The sequence below is a fragment of the Nocardiopsis sp. NPDC101807 genome, from assembly GCF_044766605.1.
GTDB lineage: Bacteria > Actinomycetota > Actinomycetes > Streptosporangiales > Streptosporangiaceae > Nocardiopsis > Nocardiopsis tropica.
The window spans coordinates 1-14,800 of record NZ_JBIWMK010000013.1 but is presented as its reverse complement, the minus strand read 5'-3'; the positions used below and the strand labels follow the sequence as shown (position 1 = coordinate 14,800).

Annotated in this window: 13 protein-coding genes, 1 tRNA gene and 1 pseudogene; 8 read left to right on the top strand and 7 right to left on the bottom strand. The window is 69.9% G+C overall.

Features of this window, described 5'->3' with window-relative positions; all coding sequences use genetic code 11:
- Window position 1 precedes the first annotated feature (1 nt).
- The 5 genes from ACIRPH_RS29720 to ACIRPH_RS29700 all read left to right on the top strand — a co-directional run bounded on the left by ACIRPH_RS29720 (window position 2) and on the right by ACIRPH_RS29700 (window position 6,694).
- Entirely contained in the window at window positions 2–1,411 is a 1,410-nt protein-coding gene (locus ACIRPH_RS29720) for an FtsW/RodA/SpoVE family cell cycle protein (protein ID WP_402920269.1), read from the top strand.
- Window positions 1,408–2,865, top strand: a complete 1,458-nt coding sequence (locus tag ACIRPH_RS29715) for a peptidoglycan D,D-transpeptidase FtsI family protein (RefSeq protein ID WP_402920266.1) — start codon at window positions 1,408–1,410, stop codon at window positions 2,863–2,865. The genes ACIRPH_RS29720 and ACIRPH_RS29715 overlap by 4 nt, the downstream gene beginning before the upstream one ends.
- Window positions 2,865–4,319 (top strand): serine/threonine-protein kinase, encoded by a 1,455-nt coding sequence (locus tag ACIRPH_RS29710; RefSeq protein WP_402920263.1) that lies wholly within the window; start codon window positions 2,865–2,867, stop codon window positions 4,317–4,319. The genes ACIRPH_RS29715 and ACIRPH_RS29710 overlap by 1 nt, the downstream gene beginning before the upstream one ends.
- A gap of 69 nt (window positions 4,320–4,388) precedes the next feature.
- Entirely contained in the window at window positions 4,389–6,245 is a 1,857-nt protein-coding gene (pknB, locus tag ACIRPH_RS29705) for a Stk1 family PASTA domain-containing Ser/Thr kinase (RefSeq protein WP_402920260.1), read from the top strand.
- A 194-nt stretch (window positions 6,246–6,439) separates the two neighbouring features.
- The gene (locus ACIRPH_RS29700) at window positions 6,440–6,694 is read left to right on the top strand and encodes a cell division protein CrgA (protein WP_330157940.1); all 255 of its coding nucleotides are present in this window, start codon (window positions 6,440–6,442) and stop codon (window positions 6,692–6,694) included.
- Between the two features lie 253 nt (window positions 6,695–6,947).
- Here the strand turns inward: ACIRPH_RS29700 and ACIRPH_RS29695 are convergent, their stop codons facing one another.
- Together ACIRPH_RS29695 and ACIRPH_RS29690 are read right to left on the bottom strand one after the other, a co-directional pair.
- The gene (locus ACIRPH_RS29695) at window positions 6,948–7,868 is read right to left on the bottom strand and encodes a rhomboid family intramembrane serine protease (RefSeq protein ID WP_402920256.1); all 921 of its coding nucleotides are present in this window, start codon (window positions 7,866–7,868) and stop codon (window positions 6,948–6,950) included.
- A gap of 45 nt (window positions 7,869–7,913) precedes the next feature.
- Entirely contained in the window at window positions 7,914–8,438 is a 525-nt protein-coding gene (locus ACIRPH_RS29690) for a peptidylprolyl isomerase (protein WP_402920253.1), read from the bottom strand.
- 332 nt (window positions 8,439–8,770) lie between these two features.
- Here ACIRPH_RS29690 and ACIRPH_RS29685 point away from each other — a divergent pair, with 332 nt between their 5' ends.
- Window positions 8,771–9,352, top strand: a complete 582-nt coding sequence (locus ACIRPH_RS29685; protein ID WP_402920250.1) for a hypothetical protein — start codon at window positions 8,771–8,773, stop codon at window positions 9,350–9,352.
- A gap of 145 nt (window positions 9,353–9,497) precedes the next feature.
- Here ACIRPH_RS29685 and ACIRPH_RS29680 read toward each other — a convergent pair whose 3' ends face one another.
- From ACIRPH_RS29680 to ACIRPH_RS29660, 5 genes and pseudogenes are all read right to left on the bottom strand, one after another.
- Window positions 9,498–10,163, bottom strand: a complete 666-nt coding sequence (locus ACIRPH_RS29680) for a DUF1707 and DUF4870 domain-containing protein (protein WP_402920247.1) — start codon at window positions 10,161–10,163, stop codon at window positions 9,498–9,500.
- A 342-nt stretch (window positions 10,164–10,505) separates the two neighbouring features.
- Window positions 10,506–10,814: pseudogene (locus tag ACIRPH_RS29675) on the bottom strand (WhiB family transcriptional regulator); the annotation flags it as partial.
- A gap of 846 nt (window positions 10,815–11,660) precedes the next feature.
- Window positions 11,661–11,733: transfer RNA gene (locus tag ACIRPH_RS29670), tRNA-Ala, on the bottom strand.
- Window positions 11,734–11,979: 246 nt separating this feature from the next.
- Window positions 11,980–12,102 (bottom strand): DLW-39 family protein, encoded by a 123-nt coding sequence (locus ACIRPH_RS29665; RefSeq protein ID WP_014912962.1) that lies wholly within the window; start codon window positions 12,100–12,102, stop codon window positions 11,980–11,982.
- A gap of 185 nt (window positions 12,103–12,287) precedes the next feature.
- Window positions 12,288–13,052, bottom strand: a complete 765-nt coding sequence (locus ACIRPH_RS29660) for a helix-turn-helix domain-containing protein (RefSeq protein ID WP_402920553.1) — start codon at window positions 13,050–13,052, stop codon at window positions 12,288–12,290.
- A gap of 528 nt (window positions 13,053–13,580) precedes the next feature.
- On the opposite strand from ACIRPH_RS29660, the gene ACIRPH_RS29655 reads away from it, so the two are divergent.
- Together ACIRPH_RS29655 and ACIRPH_RS29650 are read left to right on the top strand one after the other, a co-directional pair.
- On the top strand, window positions 13,581–13,889 hold the full coding sequence (locus tag ACIRPH_RS29655) for a hypothetical protein (protein ID WP_267947404.1): 309 nt from the start codon (window positions 13,581–13,583) through the stop codon (window positions 13,887–13,889).
- A 127-nt stretch (window positions 13,890–14,016) separates the two neighbouring features.
- Complete coding sequence (locus tag ACIRPH_RS29650; RefSeq protein WP_267950589.1) at window positions 14,017–14,142, top strand: hypothetical protein; 126 nt, start codon at window positions 14,017–14,019, stop codon at window positions 14,140–14,142.
- The last annotated feature ends 658 nt before the right edge of the window (window positions 14,143–14,800 follow it).

Below are 14,800 nucleotides of genomic sequence, written 5' to 3'. Positions count from 1 at the left end.
CTTGAGCAGCACGTCAGCACCGGAGGCGCCGACCGCGCTGCCCCCGGTCAAACGGCGCAACGCCGAACTGGTCCTCACCGTCATCGCGATCCTCATCACGATGGCGGGCATCGCGATCGCCGGCATCAACCTCAACGGCCAGGTCCCCGCCGCGATGTGGACCGTGGGCCTGACCTTCGGCGCCCTCTCCGCCGTCGCCCACGTGGCGATGCGCTTCCTCGCCCCCTACGCGGACCCGCTGATCATGCCGTGCGCCCTGTTCCTGAACGGGATCGGCGTGGCCATGATCTGGCGCCTGAACGCCGCGGGCGAGGAGAACATCGAGGGTGTGGGCGTCGGCTCGCAGCTGGTCTGGACCGGCGTCGGCCTGGTCTTCTGCTTCCTGATCATCGTCTTCCTGAAGGACCCCCGGGTCCTCCAGCGCTACACCTACATCAGCGCCCTGGTCGCGATCGTGCTGCTGATGCTCCCGGTCATCCCGGGCCTGGGCCACGCCGTCTACGGCGCCCAGCTGTGGATCAAGATCGGCCCGTTCACCATGCAGCCGTCGGAGTTCGCCAAGATCGCCCTGGTGATCTTCCTGGCGTCCTACCTGATGAGCAAGCGTCAGGTGCTCCAGATCGTCGGCAAGCCCATCAAGGTCGGCCGCTTCACCCTCATCGAGCTGCCCCGCGCCCGCGACCTGGCCCCGATCCTGGTCGGCTGGCTCCTGGCGATCGGCATGCTGGTGGTCCTGCGCGACCTGGGCACCTCGCTGCTGCTCTTCGGCACGTTCCTGGCGATGCTGTACGTGGCCACGCAGCGCTCCTCGTGGGTGACCATCGGGCTGGTCATGTTCGCGGGCGGCGCGACGCTCGCGTACTTCCTCTTCTGGCACGTCCGGGCCCGCGTCAACATCTGGATCAACGCGTTCGACCAGGAGGTCTACGAGGCGGTCGGCGGCAGCCAGCAGCTCGTGGAGGGCCTGGTCGGGATGGCCTACGGCGGGCTCTTCGGCACGGGCATCGGCGGCGGCCAGGCCCACAACACCTTCGCCGCGGACAGCGACTTCATCCTCGCGTCCATCGGGGAGGAGCTCGGCCTGACCGGCCTGCTGGCCGTCCTCATGGTCCTCGGGCTCCTGGTGGAGCGCGGCATGCGCATCGCGCTCGCGGCGACCGGCCCGTTCAACAAGCTCCTGACGAGCGGCATCGCGTTCGTCCTCGCATACCAGGTGTTCATCGTGCTCGGCGGCATCTCCCGCGTCATCCCGCTCACCGGCTCCACCACGCCGTTCATGGCCGCCGGCGGCTCGGCGCTGATGGCGAGCTGGATCATGATGGGCATCCTGCTCCGCATCAGTGACAACGCGCGCCGCCCGGCACCGCAGTCGATCCAGGACGAGGGCGCGACCCAGGTGATCCGACGATGAACACACCCATCCGCAGGCTGAGCGTCTTCGCCCTGATCCTCATCGGGATCCTGATGCTCAACATCACGTGGGTCCAGGGGTTCCAGGCGGACTCCATCCGCGCCGACCCGCTCAACCGGCGCACGTACAGCGAGCGCCTCAGCGAACCGCGCGGCCCCATCCAGGTCGCGGGGGAGAACGTCGCCTTCTCGGAGAACGTCTCCCCGGAGGGCGAGCCCGCGCGCTACCAGCGCGAGTACGCCGGCGGCGGCCTGTACACGCCGATCGTGGGCTCGTTCCGCACGTACGGCGCCTCCGGGGTGGAGGACACCGAGAACACCCTGCTCGACGGCTCCGACGACCGCCTGGCCGTGCGCAACTTCCGCGACATCATCACCGGCCGCGAGCCCGAGGGGGCGCAGGTCCAGCTGACCCTCGACCCCGAGGTGCAGGAGGCCGGGTACGAGGCCTTCGCGGGCCTGGGCGGCAAGAACGGCGCGGCCGTCGCGCTCGACCCCAACACCGGGGCGGTCCTGGGCGCGGTGTCCTACCCGTCCTACGACGCCAACGAGGTCGTCAGCATCACCGACCTCGAGGACGCCACCAACAACTACGTGGCGCTGGAGAACGACCCGGCCAAGCCCCTGCTCAACCGGGCCCTCAACGAGCGCTACCCCCCGGGGTCGACGTTCAAGGTGGTGACCGCCGCGGCGGCCATCGAGACCCTCGACGCGGGCCCGGACAGCACCATGGACGCGCCCGACCGGCTGTCGCTGGGGCACGACCTGCCCAACGCCACCCCCGGCGGGACCTGCAACAACGGCCAGCCCGACACCCTGGCCCACTCCATCCAGATCTCGTGCAACACCTCGATGGCCAACTGGGCGATCGAGATGGGCGGCACCGCCCTGTCCGAGCAGGCCACCAAGTTCGGGTTCAACCCGCCGGAGGGGGAGGAGCTGGAGATCCCCCTCGGCGTGACCCCGAGCTTCGCGCCCCCGGAGGAGGACCGCAACATCCTCGGCCGCGCCGGCATCGGCCAGTCCAACGTCGAGGCGACCCCGCTCCAGATGGCGATGGTGGCCGCGGGTGTGGCCAACGACGGCGAGGTCATGCGACCCTACGTGGTGGACTCGGTACGCGACTCGGACCTGTCCGTGATCACGCAGACCAGTCCGGAGAGCTACTCCCAGGCCGTCAGCGCCAGCACCGCCCAGGACCTGACCGAGATGATGGTCCTGGTCACGGGCGAGGGCGGTTCGGGTACCAACGCGGCGATCCCCAACGTCCAGGTGGCCGGCAAGACCGGCACCGCCGAGACGGGCACGGAGAGCACCCACAACTGGTTCATCGGTTTCGCCCCCGCCGACGACCCGCAGGTCGCCGTCGCGGTCGTCGTCGAGTTCGGCGGCGGCAGCGGGAACGAGCTCGCCGCTCCGATCGCCCGTCAGATGATGGAGGCAGTGGTTCAGTAGTGAGTGCCTACGAGCCGTCTTCCCGGAACGGTCCCGGTGATCTCACCGGGACCGTTCTGAGCGACCGTTACCGCCTGGAGGAGCAGGTGGGTTCGGGAGGCATGGGTACGGTCTGGAAGGCCACCGACACCCTGCTCAACCGGCCCGTCGCCGTGAAACTCCTCCACCCCTCGCAGATGGCCGAGCCCACCGCGAGGGAGCGGTTCCGCACCGAGGGCCGGATCACCGCCGGCCTCTCGCACCCCGGGATCGCGCAGGTCTTCGACTACGGCGAGGAGGACGGCCGCGCCTTCCTGATCATGGAGCTGGTGGTCGGCAACCCCCTCTCCCAGGTCCTGCGCGAACAGGGCCACCTCAGCCCGGACCAGACCCTCGACTTCGTCTGCCAGGCGGCCAAGGCGCTCGCGGCGGCGCACGCGCGCGGTGTGGTGCACCGCGACATCAAACCGGGCAACCTGCTGGTCACCCCGGACGGGCAGCTCAAGCTGACCGACTTCGGCATCGCCCGCGGCGACATGTCGGTGACCCTCACCCAGACCGGCATGGTCATGGGGACCGCCCAGTACATCTCGCCCGAGCAGGCGTCGGGCCGCCCGGCGACCTCCTCGTCGGACCTGTACGCGCTCGGCGTGGTGGCCTACGAGTGCCTGGCCGGGACCCCGCCGTTCACCGGCGACAGCCCGGTCGCGCTGGCCCTCGCGCACACCCGCGACGAACCGCCGGCGCTCCCCGACGACATCCCGGCCGACATCGACGACCTGGTGACCTCCCTGCTCCTCAAGGAGCCCGAGGAGCGGCCGGCCTCGGCCAGCGAGGTCGCCCACCTGGCCGCGGTCATCCGCTCCAACGCGGGCACCGGGCCGCCGACCCCCTCCACGGGGTTCAACGGCATGGCCCAGACCATGGTGGTGGGCGCGGTCACCGGCCCCGGGACGGGGCCGGTGACCCGGCGAACCGCCGGTCAGGCGGCTGTGACCCCGGTGGGGGAAGAGGACTCCGCTAGGCTTGCAGGGTCCTCCGAACGCCGGATCAGCGCCCCCGTGGTGCTCGCCGCGGTCGCGGCGACGGTCCTGATCGTCGCCGCGGTGGTGGCCGGTTTCCTCTACGGGGGCAACCGTGAGGTGAATCACGTGCGCGACGCGGTGGAGTCGCCGGCCACGAGTCCTTCGCCGTCCTCCTCGCCTTCGGAGGAACCGGAGGAGTCCGCCCCGGTGGACGTCCCCGTGGTGCCGGACAACCAGCCGGACTGGTCGCCGGAGACCGAGTCGTCCCCGACGACGGAGCCATCCCTCCCGGAGGAGGACGAAGAGGAGAGCAGTCCTCCCGAGGAAGGCGAGGACGACGGCTCGGAGGAGGAGACACCGGGCGAGGAGGAACCCCCGCCCCCGGACCCGGGTGGCGAGGACAACGGCGGAGGGTTCCCTCCCGACGGCAACTCGATACCGAGGCAATGAGCGAGAGACGCTCAGGGTAGGCGGCGGCCCACGGGCGGCTTCCGGAAGACACAAGGATCAGTGCACGACATGTCCCAGCCCCGGCTCCTTGGCGGACGCTACGAGCTCGACGTCGTCGTCGGGCGCGGTGGCATGGCCGAGGTCTACCGCGCGCGCGACCTGCGGCTCGACCGGCTCGTCGCCATCAAGACCCTCCGACACGACCTGGCACGCGACCACGTGTTCCAGGCGAGGTTCCGGCGTGAGGCCCAGTCGGCCGCCTCGCTGAACCACCCGGCCATCATCGCCGTCTACGACACCGGCGAGGACATGGTCGAGGGGGTGTCCATCCCCTACATCGTCATGGAGTACGTGGACGGGCGCACCCTCAAGGAACTCCTGGACGACGACCGCAGACTCCTTCCGGAACGCTCCGCCGAACTGGTCGACGGCATCCTCAAGGCGCTGGAGTACAGCCACGACAACGGGATCGTCCACCGCGACATCAAGCCCGCGAACGTGATGCTGACCCGCAACGCCGAGGTCAAGGTGATGGACTTCGGCATCGCCCGGTCGATGAACGACGACCAGGCGACCATGACCCAGGCTTCCCAGGTCATCGGCACCGCCCAGTACCTGTCGCCCGAGCAGGCGCGCGGTGAGCGGGTGGACCCCCGCAGCGACATCTACTCGACGGGCTGCGTGCTCTACGAGCTCCTCACGAGCCGGCCGCCGTTCACCGGCGACTCCCCCGTGTCGATCGCCTACCAGCACGTGCGCGAGGACCCGGTGCCGCCGACCGAGGTGGACCCGCAGATCCCCGACTGGCTGGAGGACATCACCCTCCGGGCCATGACCAAGGACCGCGAGGAGCGCTACCAGAACGCCGCCGAGATGCGGGCGGACATCCAGCGCGGCCTGGCGGGGATGCCCACCCAGGCGGGCACCATGGCGATGGCCACCGCCGGTGCGACGACGGCGCTCCCGCCCGCGAACGACCGGTACGACGACTACGACGACCGGTACGAGGACGACCGCTACGACGACGACCGGTACGACGACGACCGGAAGAAGGGCGGCGCCGGCAAGGCCGCCCTCTGGGTCCTCCTCGCCGTCGGCGTGATCGCCTCCCTGATCCTGGTGTTCGTCCTGTTCAACCGGGGCCCCTCCGAGCCGGAGACGGTGCCGGTGCCGTCGGTCGCCGGATCCACCGAGGAGGAGGCCCGGGCGACCCTCACCGAGGCGGGCTTCGAGGACGTCACCTCCGAGCCCCGGGCCGACGACGAGGTCGAGGAGGGCACGGTCATCGAGACCGACCCGCCCGCCGACAGCGAGACCGCGGTGACGGAGGAGATCGTCCTCTTCGTCTCCTCCGGTCCGGGCGACATAGCGATCCCCTCCGTGCAGAACCAGAGCGAGGCCGACGCCGTCAGCACCCTGAACGAGGCGGGCTTCGAGAACGTCACCCCGGAGCAGAGGTCGGACGACAGCGTCGCCGAGGGCAACGCCATCGGCACCGACCCGGCCGCGGGCGAGGACGCCTCCCCGGACACGGCGATCACGCTGTACATCTCCTCCGGACCCGACCAGGTGGCGGTGCCCGACCTCCGCGGCATGACCCGCGGGGGAGCCGAGTCCGCCCTGGGCCAGGTGGGCCTGACCGCCTCCTTCCAGGAGCAGGAGACGGCGGACCAGCCGGAGGGCACGGTCGTCTCCCAGTCGCCCGAGGCCGCGCAGATGGTCGCGCCGAACACCACGGTGACCGTCACGATCGCGACGGCCCCGGCGACGGAGGAGCCGCCGACGGACTCCGAGGAGACCCCGCCGGGCTCGGAGGAGCCCCCGCCGGGCGAAGGGGGGACGCCTCCGGGGCAGGAGGGGCCGGACGGCTTCGTCTTCCGCCCGCAGGACTTCCGTCCGCAGGAGTGGCACCCGGCCTGGCAGTAGGGCCGCAGGGCGAGAGGGCGGGCCGTACCCCGAGGGGTGCGGCCCGTCCGCCGTTCCGGCCCGTGCGGCCCGGGGCGTTGCGAAGCCGGCGGCCGTGCCCGGGATCCCCTGCGTCCCACCGGTGACGCGGGCTCCCCCCTGGGCGTAGACTGTGTTCTCGTTCCGAACCGCCCCACCGTACTGGAGCAGCGACCGTGCCCAAGTCCCGCAACGATCGCAAGAAGAAGGCTGTCTACACCCCGCCTCCTTCCAAAGAGAAGCCGAAGGTCAGTCCGCGTTGGCTCGTGCCGACGATGCTGGGCTTCTTCGCCCTCGGCATTCTCTGGATCGCGGTCTACTACATCGCGGGCGACCACGTCCCGTACATGCAGGACTGGCAGAACTGGAACCTGCTGATCGGCTTCAGCGGGATCATCGTGGCCGTCGTCCTCTCCACCCGCTGGCACTGACCCCCGCCGAGCGAACGCGCGACCGACCCGACGCCCTCCGGGGCGAGCGGTGCCCCGGACGTGCGCGGAACGCGGCCGTCAACGGCCGTGCGAGCCGCGCCCCTTATAGGGCCTGAACAGCCCATATCCATGTTTTCCACAGGGTTATCCACAGGCTGTGGGTAGCTCTGTTCGTCATGCCCGCACCGGGGCGGACCCACGGAACGACGTCGGCCCCGGAGGAGAACCCCCGGGGCCGACGAGGCGCCGGCCCTCAGCCGAGGACGATCACCGGCGCAGCGGCCACCAGGACCGCGAGCAGGGCGACGAGCGCGGCGACCAGGAGGACGTGCGTCAGCGTCCGGGACGACGCCTTCGCCCCCCTGCCCGGCAGGTAGGCGAACACGGCGCCGACGGCGAGCCCGGCCACCAGCCCTCCGATGTGCGCGGTCCAGGAGATGTTCGGGACCACGAAGGTCAACACGAGGTTGACCCCCATCAGCACGAGCACCATGCGCAGGTCCAGGCCGAGCCTCTTGCCGATCACGAGCACCGCGCCGAAGAGGGCGAAGATCGCGCCGGAGGCGCCGACGGACAGCTGCGTGGGCGCCGCCAGGAGGCTCAGTACCGAACCGGAGAGCGCGCCGACCACCCACAGGGCGAGGAACCGCCCGTGGCCCAGCCAGCGTTCCAGCTGCGCCCCGAGGACGTACAGGGCGTACCCGTTGAACAGCAGGTGGAAGATGCTGCCGTGCAGGAACGCCGCGGTGATCAGCCGGTACCACTCGCCCGTCATCACACCGCGGAGCGTCCCGTCCTCCCACCGGCCGAAGCCGAGCATGGCGAACTCCCGGACCAGCCCGGAGTAGCCCGCCTGACCGATGGGGTCGGACGTGCCCAGCTGGGCGATGAACCCGGCCGCCATCAGGCCCAGGAGCGTCCAGGTCACGTAGGGCTTGGCGACGGCCCGGCCCCCGAAGGGCGTCCGGGCCCGGCGCACGCCCCGGTTCCCCTCCGCGACACACCGGGGGCACTGGAAGCCCACCGACGCCTCCACCATGCAGTCCGGGCAGATGGGCCGTTCGCACCTGGTGCAGCTGACCCCGGTCTCCCTGTCGGGGTGCCGGTAACAGGTGCGCGGGGCCGTCGGCCCCGGTTCCGGTGCCGCACCGGACGGAGGCGGGGGCGCGGTCATGGTCTGTCTCTCACTCCTCGGAGTCCTGGCCTGCTCGTCGGTCGGCTAGCGGGTGATCTCGATGCTGTTGATCACCACGTCCTCGCGGGGACGGTCCTGGGAGTCGGTGTCGACCTTGGAGATCGCGGTGACCACGTCGTCCCCCTCGACGACCTCACCGAAGATGGTGTGGCGGCCGTCGAGCCAGTACGGCTTCTCCACGGTGACGAAGAACTGCGAACCGTTGGTGCCGGGGCCGGCGTTGGCCATGGCCAGCAGGAACGGACGGTCGAAGCGCAGCTTCGGGTGGATCTCGTCCTTGAAGGTGTAGCCGGGGCCGCCGCGGCCGGTGCCGAGCGGGTCCCCGCCCTGGATCATGAAGCCGTCGATGACGCGGTGGAAGATCGTGCCCTCGTAGAGGCTGCTGTTGGAGGGCTTGCCCGTGGTCGGGTTCATCCACTGCTTGGTGCCCTCAGCCAGGCCGATGAAGTTGGCGACCGTCTCCGGGGCCTCCTCCTCGAACAGCTTGACGACGATGGTTCCCTTGGAGGTGTTCAGCCGCGCAGTGGGCTGACCGTTGGAGTCCGACACCTACGTGCCTTTCGGTCGACTTCGTTTACGTGCTCACGTTACCCGTCCGTCTCCCGGGCTCGTCCGAAACCCGGCGGACCGCCCCGGAGCCGGGCAGTGTGGGACGGAGCATGCCGGTGTGATGTGAGGGACGGCGATACGTGGGAAGGAGGGGACGGAGAAGAACCCGTCCGTTGGTGTCGAAACTCCGATCGCCGACGGAGAGGACGTATGTTGAGATAACACCCGGATAACGGGGAAGGACGAAGAGAAGCCACCCATCGTGGCTCGACGCGTCGGCCACGCCGGGTGGGGACCGCAGGAACCGGTGAACGATCGAAGGAGCTGACGACGTGCCTAACACTGCCAAGCGTCGCAAGGAGGCCGAGGCGACCCTCGCCCGTCTGCAGGACCTTGCCAAGGAGCAGGCCGACCGGCTCGGCCCGTATGCCGACCAGGCACGGGACCAGGCTTCCCTGAAGCTCCTCCAGGCGCGTGGCTGGACCGCCCCCCGACTGGAGACCGCCGCGCTGCGTGTGGAGGACACCGTGGCGCCCCGTGTGGCCGGGCTCCTCAGCGCCGCGGCGCAACGCGTCGACCCGAACCCGGGTCGCAGAGGACTGCGGCTGCTGAGCCGCGGAGGCCGCCGGATCCCCCGCGGGCTCCTGATCGGCGGCGCCGCCGTGGTCGGCGGCGTGGTGGTGTACTCGCTGATCCGCCTGCGGCAGGCGTCGCAGGACGCGGAGTGGCAGGAGCACCTGGACCAGGCCCGCGACCAGGTCCGCGAGACCCGGGAGAACCTGGAGGAGAAGGCCTCCGACGCGGCCGACAAGGCCTCGGAGACCGCCAAGGCCGCCAAGGGCAAGGCCAAGGAGACCGTCCGCGCCGCCTCGGGCGACAACCGCGCCAAGGAGAACGGGCGCCCCGGCCGGTAGAGGCCGTCCGACGGGTGCCCGGCAGGACGACGACACGACGACAGGCGGACCACCGCGTCCGGCGGCGAGGGCGGCCAGGCCCCGCCGACGCGGCGGTTTCATCCCCTCCGGCCGGGGCGGGTCCTCCCGCCCCGGCTCCGTCGTGTCAGGACCCGGGAGGCGTGTCGGCCCGGTCGTCCTTGAGGAAGCGGTAGGGCGTCGGGTAGCGCCAGTTCTGCCCGGTGAGGCTCACCATGGAGGCGATGGCCGGCAGGACGGCCCAGCCCAGGGCGATGGCGACGACCAGGACGATCGGCAGGACCAGCCAGGAGAGCAGGAGGCTCGCGATGCCTCCGACGACGCAGAAGAGCTGGAAGTTGAGGGACTCCATGGCGTGGCGCCGGACGTACGGCGAGATCTTGTCGCTGGCCAGGAACAGCACCAGCGGGGCCACGACGGGGAAGACGTAGTTCCCGCCGTGGGCGGCCGCGGCCACCCAGCGTTCGGCGGGGGTGCTGGGCAGGGGCTCCTTGGGCCCGGGCCTTTGGCCGCCGCCTCCGCCGGGCGAGCCGAACGGGAACGCCCCGGCCCCGGCGGGGGAGCCCTGCGGCGTCACCCCGAGGTCCTCGGTCAGAGGGGCCAGGTCGGCGCCGAACTTGGCCTTCATGGCCTTGCCGGTCCGCTCGTCGAGTTCCTCCTCGTCGAGCTGTCCCTGGCTGAAGGCCTCCTGCAACACCCGGATGACGGAGTCGCGTTGCGCGTCGGTGAGACGGATCTGCGGCTGGGCCTGCGGTTCCCAGGGGCGTCTCGCCGGATACTGAGGGTCCTGCACAGCCACTCCCACTCCCAACGACGACGGGAGCACGGCCCGGTTCAGCCGTACTCCCACCATCATGCGTCACAGGTTCGGCCACCGCCATCGGGGCCGCCCCTGATCCTCCCCTGATCCTGCCCTCCCCCCTAGGGTGGAGGCGGACCACGACTTTCGTCTGCCCGACCCGGTCCGGGGGCGCCCCTTCCCCGGAGGCCGGTCGGGCTCAGCGGTCCGTGCCGCGGATCAGGCCCGCGCCACGGCCGGGACCGGAGCCGCCTCCGCCACGTGGACCGGAACGGCCACGGGGGCGGTCCCGGAGTCCGCGACGGGGGGCTGCGCGGCGGCGCCGGCCGATGCCGCGGCCCCCGAGCGGAGGTCGTCCTGCCGGGCCTGCTCCGCCTCGTAGCGGCGCTCGGCACTGGTCAGCAGTTCGTACCAGTTGACCACGTCCTTGCGGCGACGCAGCAGGGCGCGGCGCTCGCGTTCGGTCATGCCTCCCCAGACACCGAACTCGATACGGCTGTCCAGCGCCTCCGCCAGGCACTGGGTACGCACCGGGCATCCCCGGCAGATCAGCTTGGCGCGGTTCTGCGCCGCACCCTGCACGAACAGGGCGTCAGGATCGATCTCCCGGCATTTGGCACGGGCTGCCATCTTCTCATTCCACATGTTGCCCCACTCCCAAGATCAGCATGTGTGGTGATCGGAAATCCGCCGACCGGCGCGACCGTCGGCGGTGAGGAGAAGCGGACCGATCCGATGACGGGGCCGGAGCACGTACGGGGGGCCGTACGGGCCGTCTTCGGCGGTCGATCGTTTCGGCGCGGTGTCTTCCTCGTTGTCGCTGGTGTCGAAACTACGGATCGTCCCAGTTCACCAACAGACCCCAAGAGGCCTATTTCTCATATGGCCCAGTAGAACCATTGCACTGAGAGGGAGTGTCATCATACACACACGCAGAGTCACCGCATGTGGTACGGGCGGGTCCACGTAACCGGAATGAAAGGTCATGGGCAGACCATTCACCGACAAGCCCTATGACCTGCGACTTCATGCCATCCCATGAGCGACTGGACCCACCCGGACGCGCACGGCCGAAGTGGACTCTCCGTCATCCTTCTCACCCGAACGGACTATAGGCACTCCGGGGCCTCCCACGAGCCGCACTCCCCCGGGCCCCTCATTCGGCATCCCGGACGGCCGAACTCGCACTACCCATTGGTAACCGAACACAATTCCTACTTTCGCTCCCCAAGCGCCTTTGAATACGGTCACACGTCCCCATTCGTGTTTTTCTCCGTATAGCACTCATAGGGCGAACACCGGTCGACGGATCCGGCGGCCGGCCCGGCGGACGCGGGCGAGGGGGGCCGGAGGACGGCGGCCGGAACCGGCCAGGAGGAGACGGAGCCGCCGGCCCCCGCGTGGGCCCCGGGGACGGGGGGAGGGGAACGCGAAACGGGGACCCCCGGCAGGGGGTCCCCGTCACCACGTCTGGTCCGCGCGTTGTCGCTGTGGAGCCAAGGGGAGTCGAACCCCTGACCTCCGGTATGCAAAACCGGCGCTCTGCCAGCTGAGCTATGGCCCCGCGGAACCCGGGCTCAGGCCCGGGCCGCTATGCAGAGCATACCGTCCTCGGAGGCGTCTGCGATCATGCGGTCGCCGGGGAGGACCCGTGACAGCACAAAGCCGTGGGTCGCGCCACGGGATTGTCGGCCCACCCACGTCTTCGTGTCACTGATGCGCGGGCTCCGGGACGGCGCGCTCCGCGCCCGTCCCCGGATCGCCCGGTGGCGCCGACCCGGCCGCTCGCGGCTGCCGGGCGGCCCGGTGGTCAGCTCTCGCTGGCCGCCGTGGCCTCGGTCCACAGGTCGAGCTCGGCGCGGTCCGCCTGGATCTTGCGGTAGACGGCGAAAGCCCCGAGGGCCACCAGCGCCAGAACGATGATCTTCTTCACTGTCTGGACCCTTTCGTTGATCCGGTGCGTGCACACGTGCTCCCGTCAGGGGACGGGGGCTCCGTGGAGAACTTTATGAGGTTGTCACCTAGCAGACTAGCAAGCCATCGGGGGCGGTCCCTGCCACGGTGGACCGATTCGCACCAACTTCTGGCGTCGATCCCCCCGCCGGGGCGCCGGCGGGGTCAGGTCAGCAGCGCCATCCTCCGCAGGATCCCGATGGTGGCCTGCGGAGACGCCGCGATGCCGGTGAGTTCGGACCATACCTGCTTGCAGGCGCGAACGGATTCGTCCGACTCCACGATCGACCCTCCCTGGGTCGCGTCGACGTAGGCGAGCGCCGACTCGTCCTCGTCGAACTCCAGGACGGAGAAGGGGCCCGCCACCCCGCGGTGGGGCCCGGCCGAGGTGGGCAGCAGCTGCACCGTCACCCGGTCGGACCCGGTCGCCAGCTCGACGATCCGGGAGGTCTGCGCCCGCAACAGCTCCAGGTCGGAACCGATCCTGTGGAGGGCGTCCTCCTCGAGGACGGCGTGGTAGCGCTCGAGCCCGCCGTGGTCGAGGACCTCCTGGCGCTTGAGGTAGGCCGCGACCATCCGGTCGGCCCCCCGGTCCCCGTGGCCCAGGGCGCGGGCCACCGAGGCGGTGTAGTCGGGCACCTGGAGGAGGTCGGGGACGAGGATGCCCGCGTACGTCTGGACGGACACGGCTCCGGCCTCGTTGCCGACGTAGGCGGAGGAGAGGACGTCCTCGTACTCGGTCCACCAGGGCCTGAGCCGGGACTCCCGGACCAGGGTCAGGATGGCCTCGCGCTGTCCCCCCGTCACCCCGTACAGACGGAGGAGGGCCGCGATCTCCATGACGGAGGGCCACTTGCGGATACCCGTCTCGATGTGCCCGAGCTTGGCCGGGGACCACTCCAGCTCCTCTGCGACATCGCTGAGGGTCAGGCCGGCCTGGACTCGGCGGCGGCGGAGTTCGGCGGACAGTCGCCGACGACGAACCGTGGGGCTGGTCATGAGGCCATCCAATGACACAGAGCGAAGATGGTAGGAGACCAGCGAAACACGGCGCCTAGCATCTAGCAATGCGTTTCTAGAAAAGAGCAGCAGATTTGAGGCATTACGGTTCCCTCCTTCCGCTCTCATGGGCGACAAACCTGCCTTTTGTCACAATAAGTAGCCAGGATGAGGGTTGGGAAGGCACATGTTCACCATCGAGCACTCCGGGTTTTTTCCTTCTCCTCAGTCACAGTGACAACATGGACCACTCAGGGTCGAACGATACGGACCGACGGAGGCAGCCGAGGAGAACACCGGCACGAAGGAACGGGAGACCGCTGGAGGGCGACCCGGGCGGGGACGGGGTCGGGCATCGCCTGTCACCTATGTCTCACCCCGATACCAGCGGGACGAAACCGCGTACGATGCTTGAGGTGCCTGCTGCGGCAGGCGTACCCGCACACATAGAGGAAACCCATGAGCTACCCCATTGACGACGCCGAGCAGCTGATCGCGAACGCGGAGGCCCAGATGCCGCCGAGTACCCGGTCGCGTCTCATCGCGAAACTCCGCATGGGGAGGCACATCGACGAAGCGGCGACCGAACTCGGCATCACCCCGAAGCAGGTGTTCTCGACCGCGCGGGTCCTCACGGCCTTCGGCGACCAGCTCGACTTCACGCTCACCGAGCAGCGGGACCCCTCCCTGCCGCACGGCACCGTCACCGGGTACAACAAGAGGTGCCGCTGCCCCGAGTGCCGGAGCGCCCTCCAGCAGCGCGTCTGAGACGTGGCGGGGGAGGAGCCCGGAAAAGGTCCCCGCGGGTCCGACCCCGCTTGTCCACGGTTCCTCCACCTGCGCCAACGCGGTGTTAACCCAGACTTCTCAAAGCAATTCGGCCACCGCAGGCTTATTGGTCCGCAGGCTGGGAAAACCGCAGAGCATGAACGAGCACGTGGACTGGTCGGCGATGAGCGAAGAAGACTTCGTTGCGCTGCTGCGGCAGCTCATCGACTCCCCCGAAGCCGACGAGGACTGAGAAAAAGCGGCCCCCGAATTCCGGCCGCCTCCCCCTTGTGCTTCCGAGCGCCCCGGCCGGGCGCCGCCCGTGCGGGACCGCGCCCCCTGACTCCCTGGGTCCCGCTTCGACGGGTGCATCCTCCCGGGTGCCCGCGAACGGGTCCGGGGATGGGACGCGCCATGGGCGCCCCGCCGCCGGCCGAGGCCGGCCCGACGCCGCTCCGGGTCCGCTTCCGGGACACGGAAGGGGTGCCGACGGCGCGTTCCGGCCCCCGAAGGCTCACGCCCCTGAGGAGTACGGACAGGGCCCTCGGGCGTCCGACCCGGCACGGCTGCGCGGGAAGCCCTCAGCCGCCTCCTGGAGGCCGTGAGCGTCCGCGGGCTCCGTGTTGTCCCACCCCGCGTTGTCCACACACCGCACCCATCCCTGGCACCACCCACCCCCACTCCGCTTTCCTGGAAACACGGGGGGACCAACCCACCCCCCACCACCACCCCTGTCCACCACCCACTTCACAAACGCACAAACAAACACACAAAAAAACGGGGCCACCCCCGAAAACCACCCCACACACAAAAAAGAGGGGGCCGCCCAACAAGGCGACCCCCTCCCCACAAAAAACCGTGGCAGCGACCTACTCTCCCACCCCACCACAGGGCAGTACCATCAGCGCAAG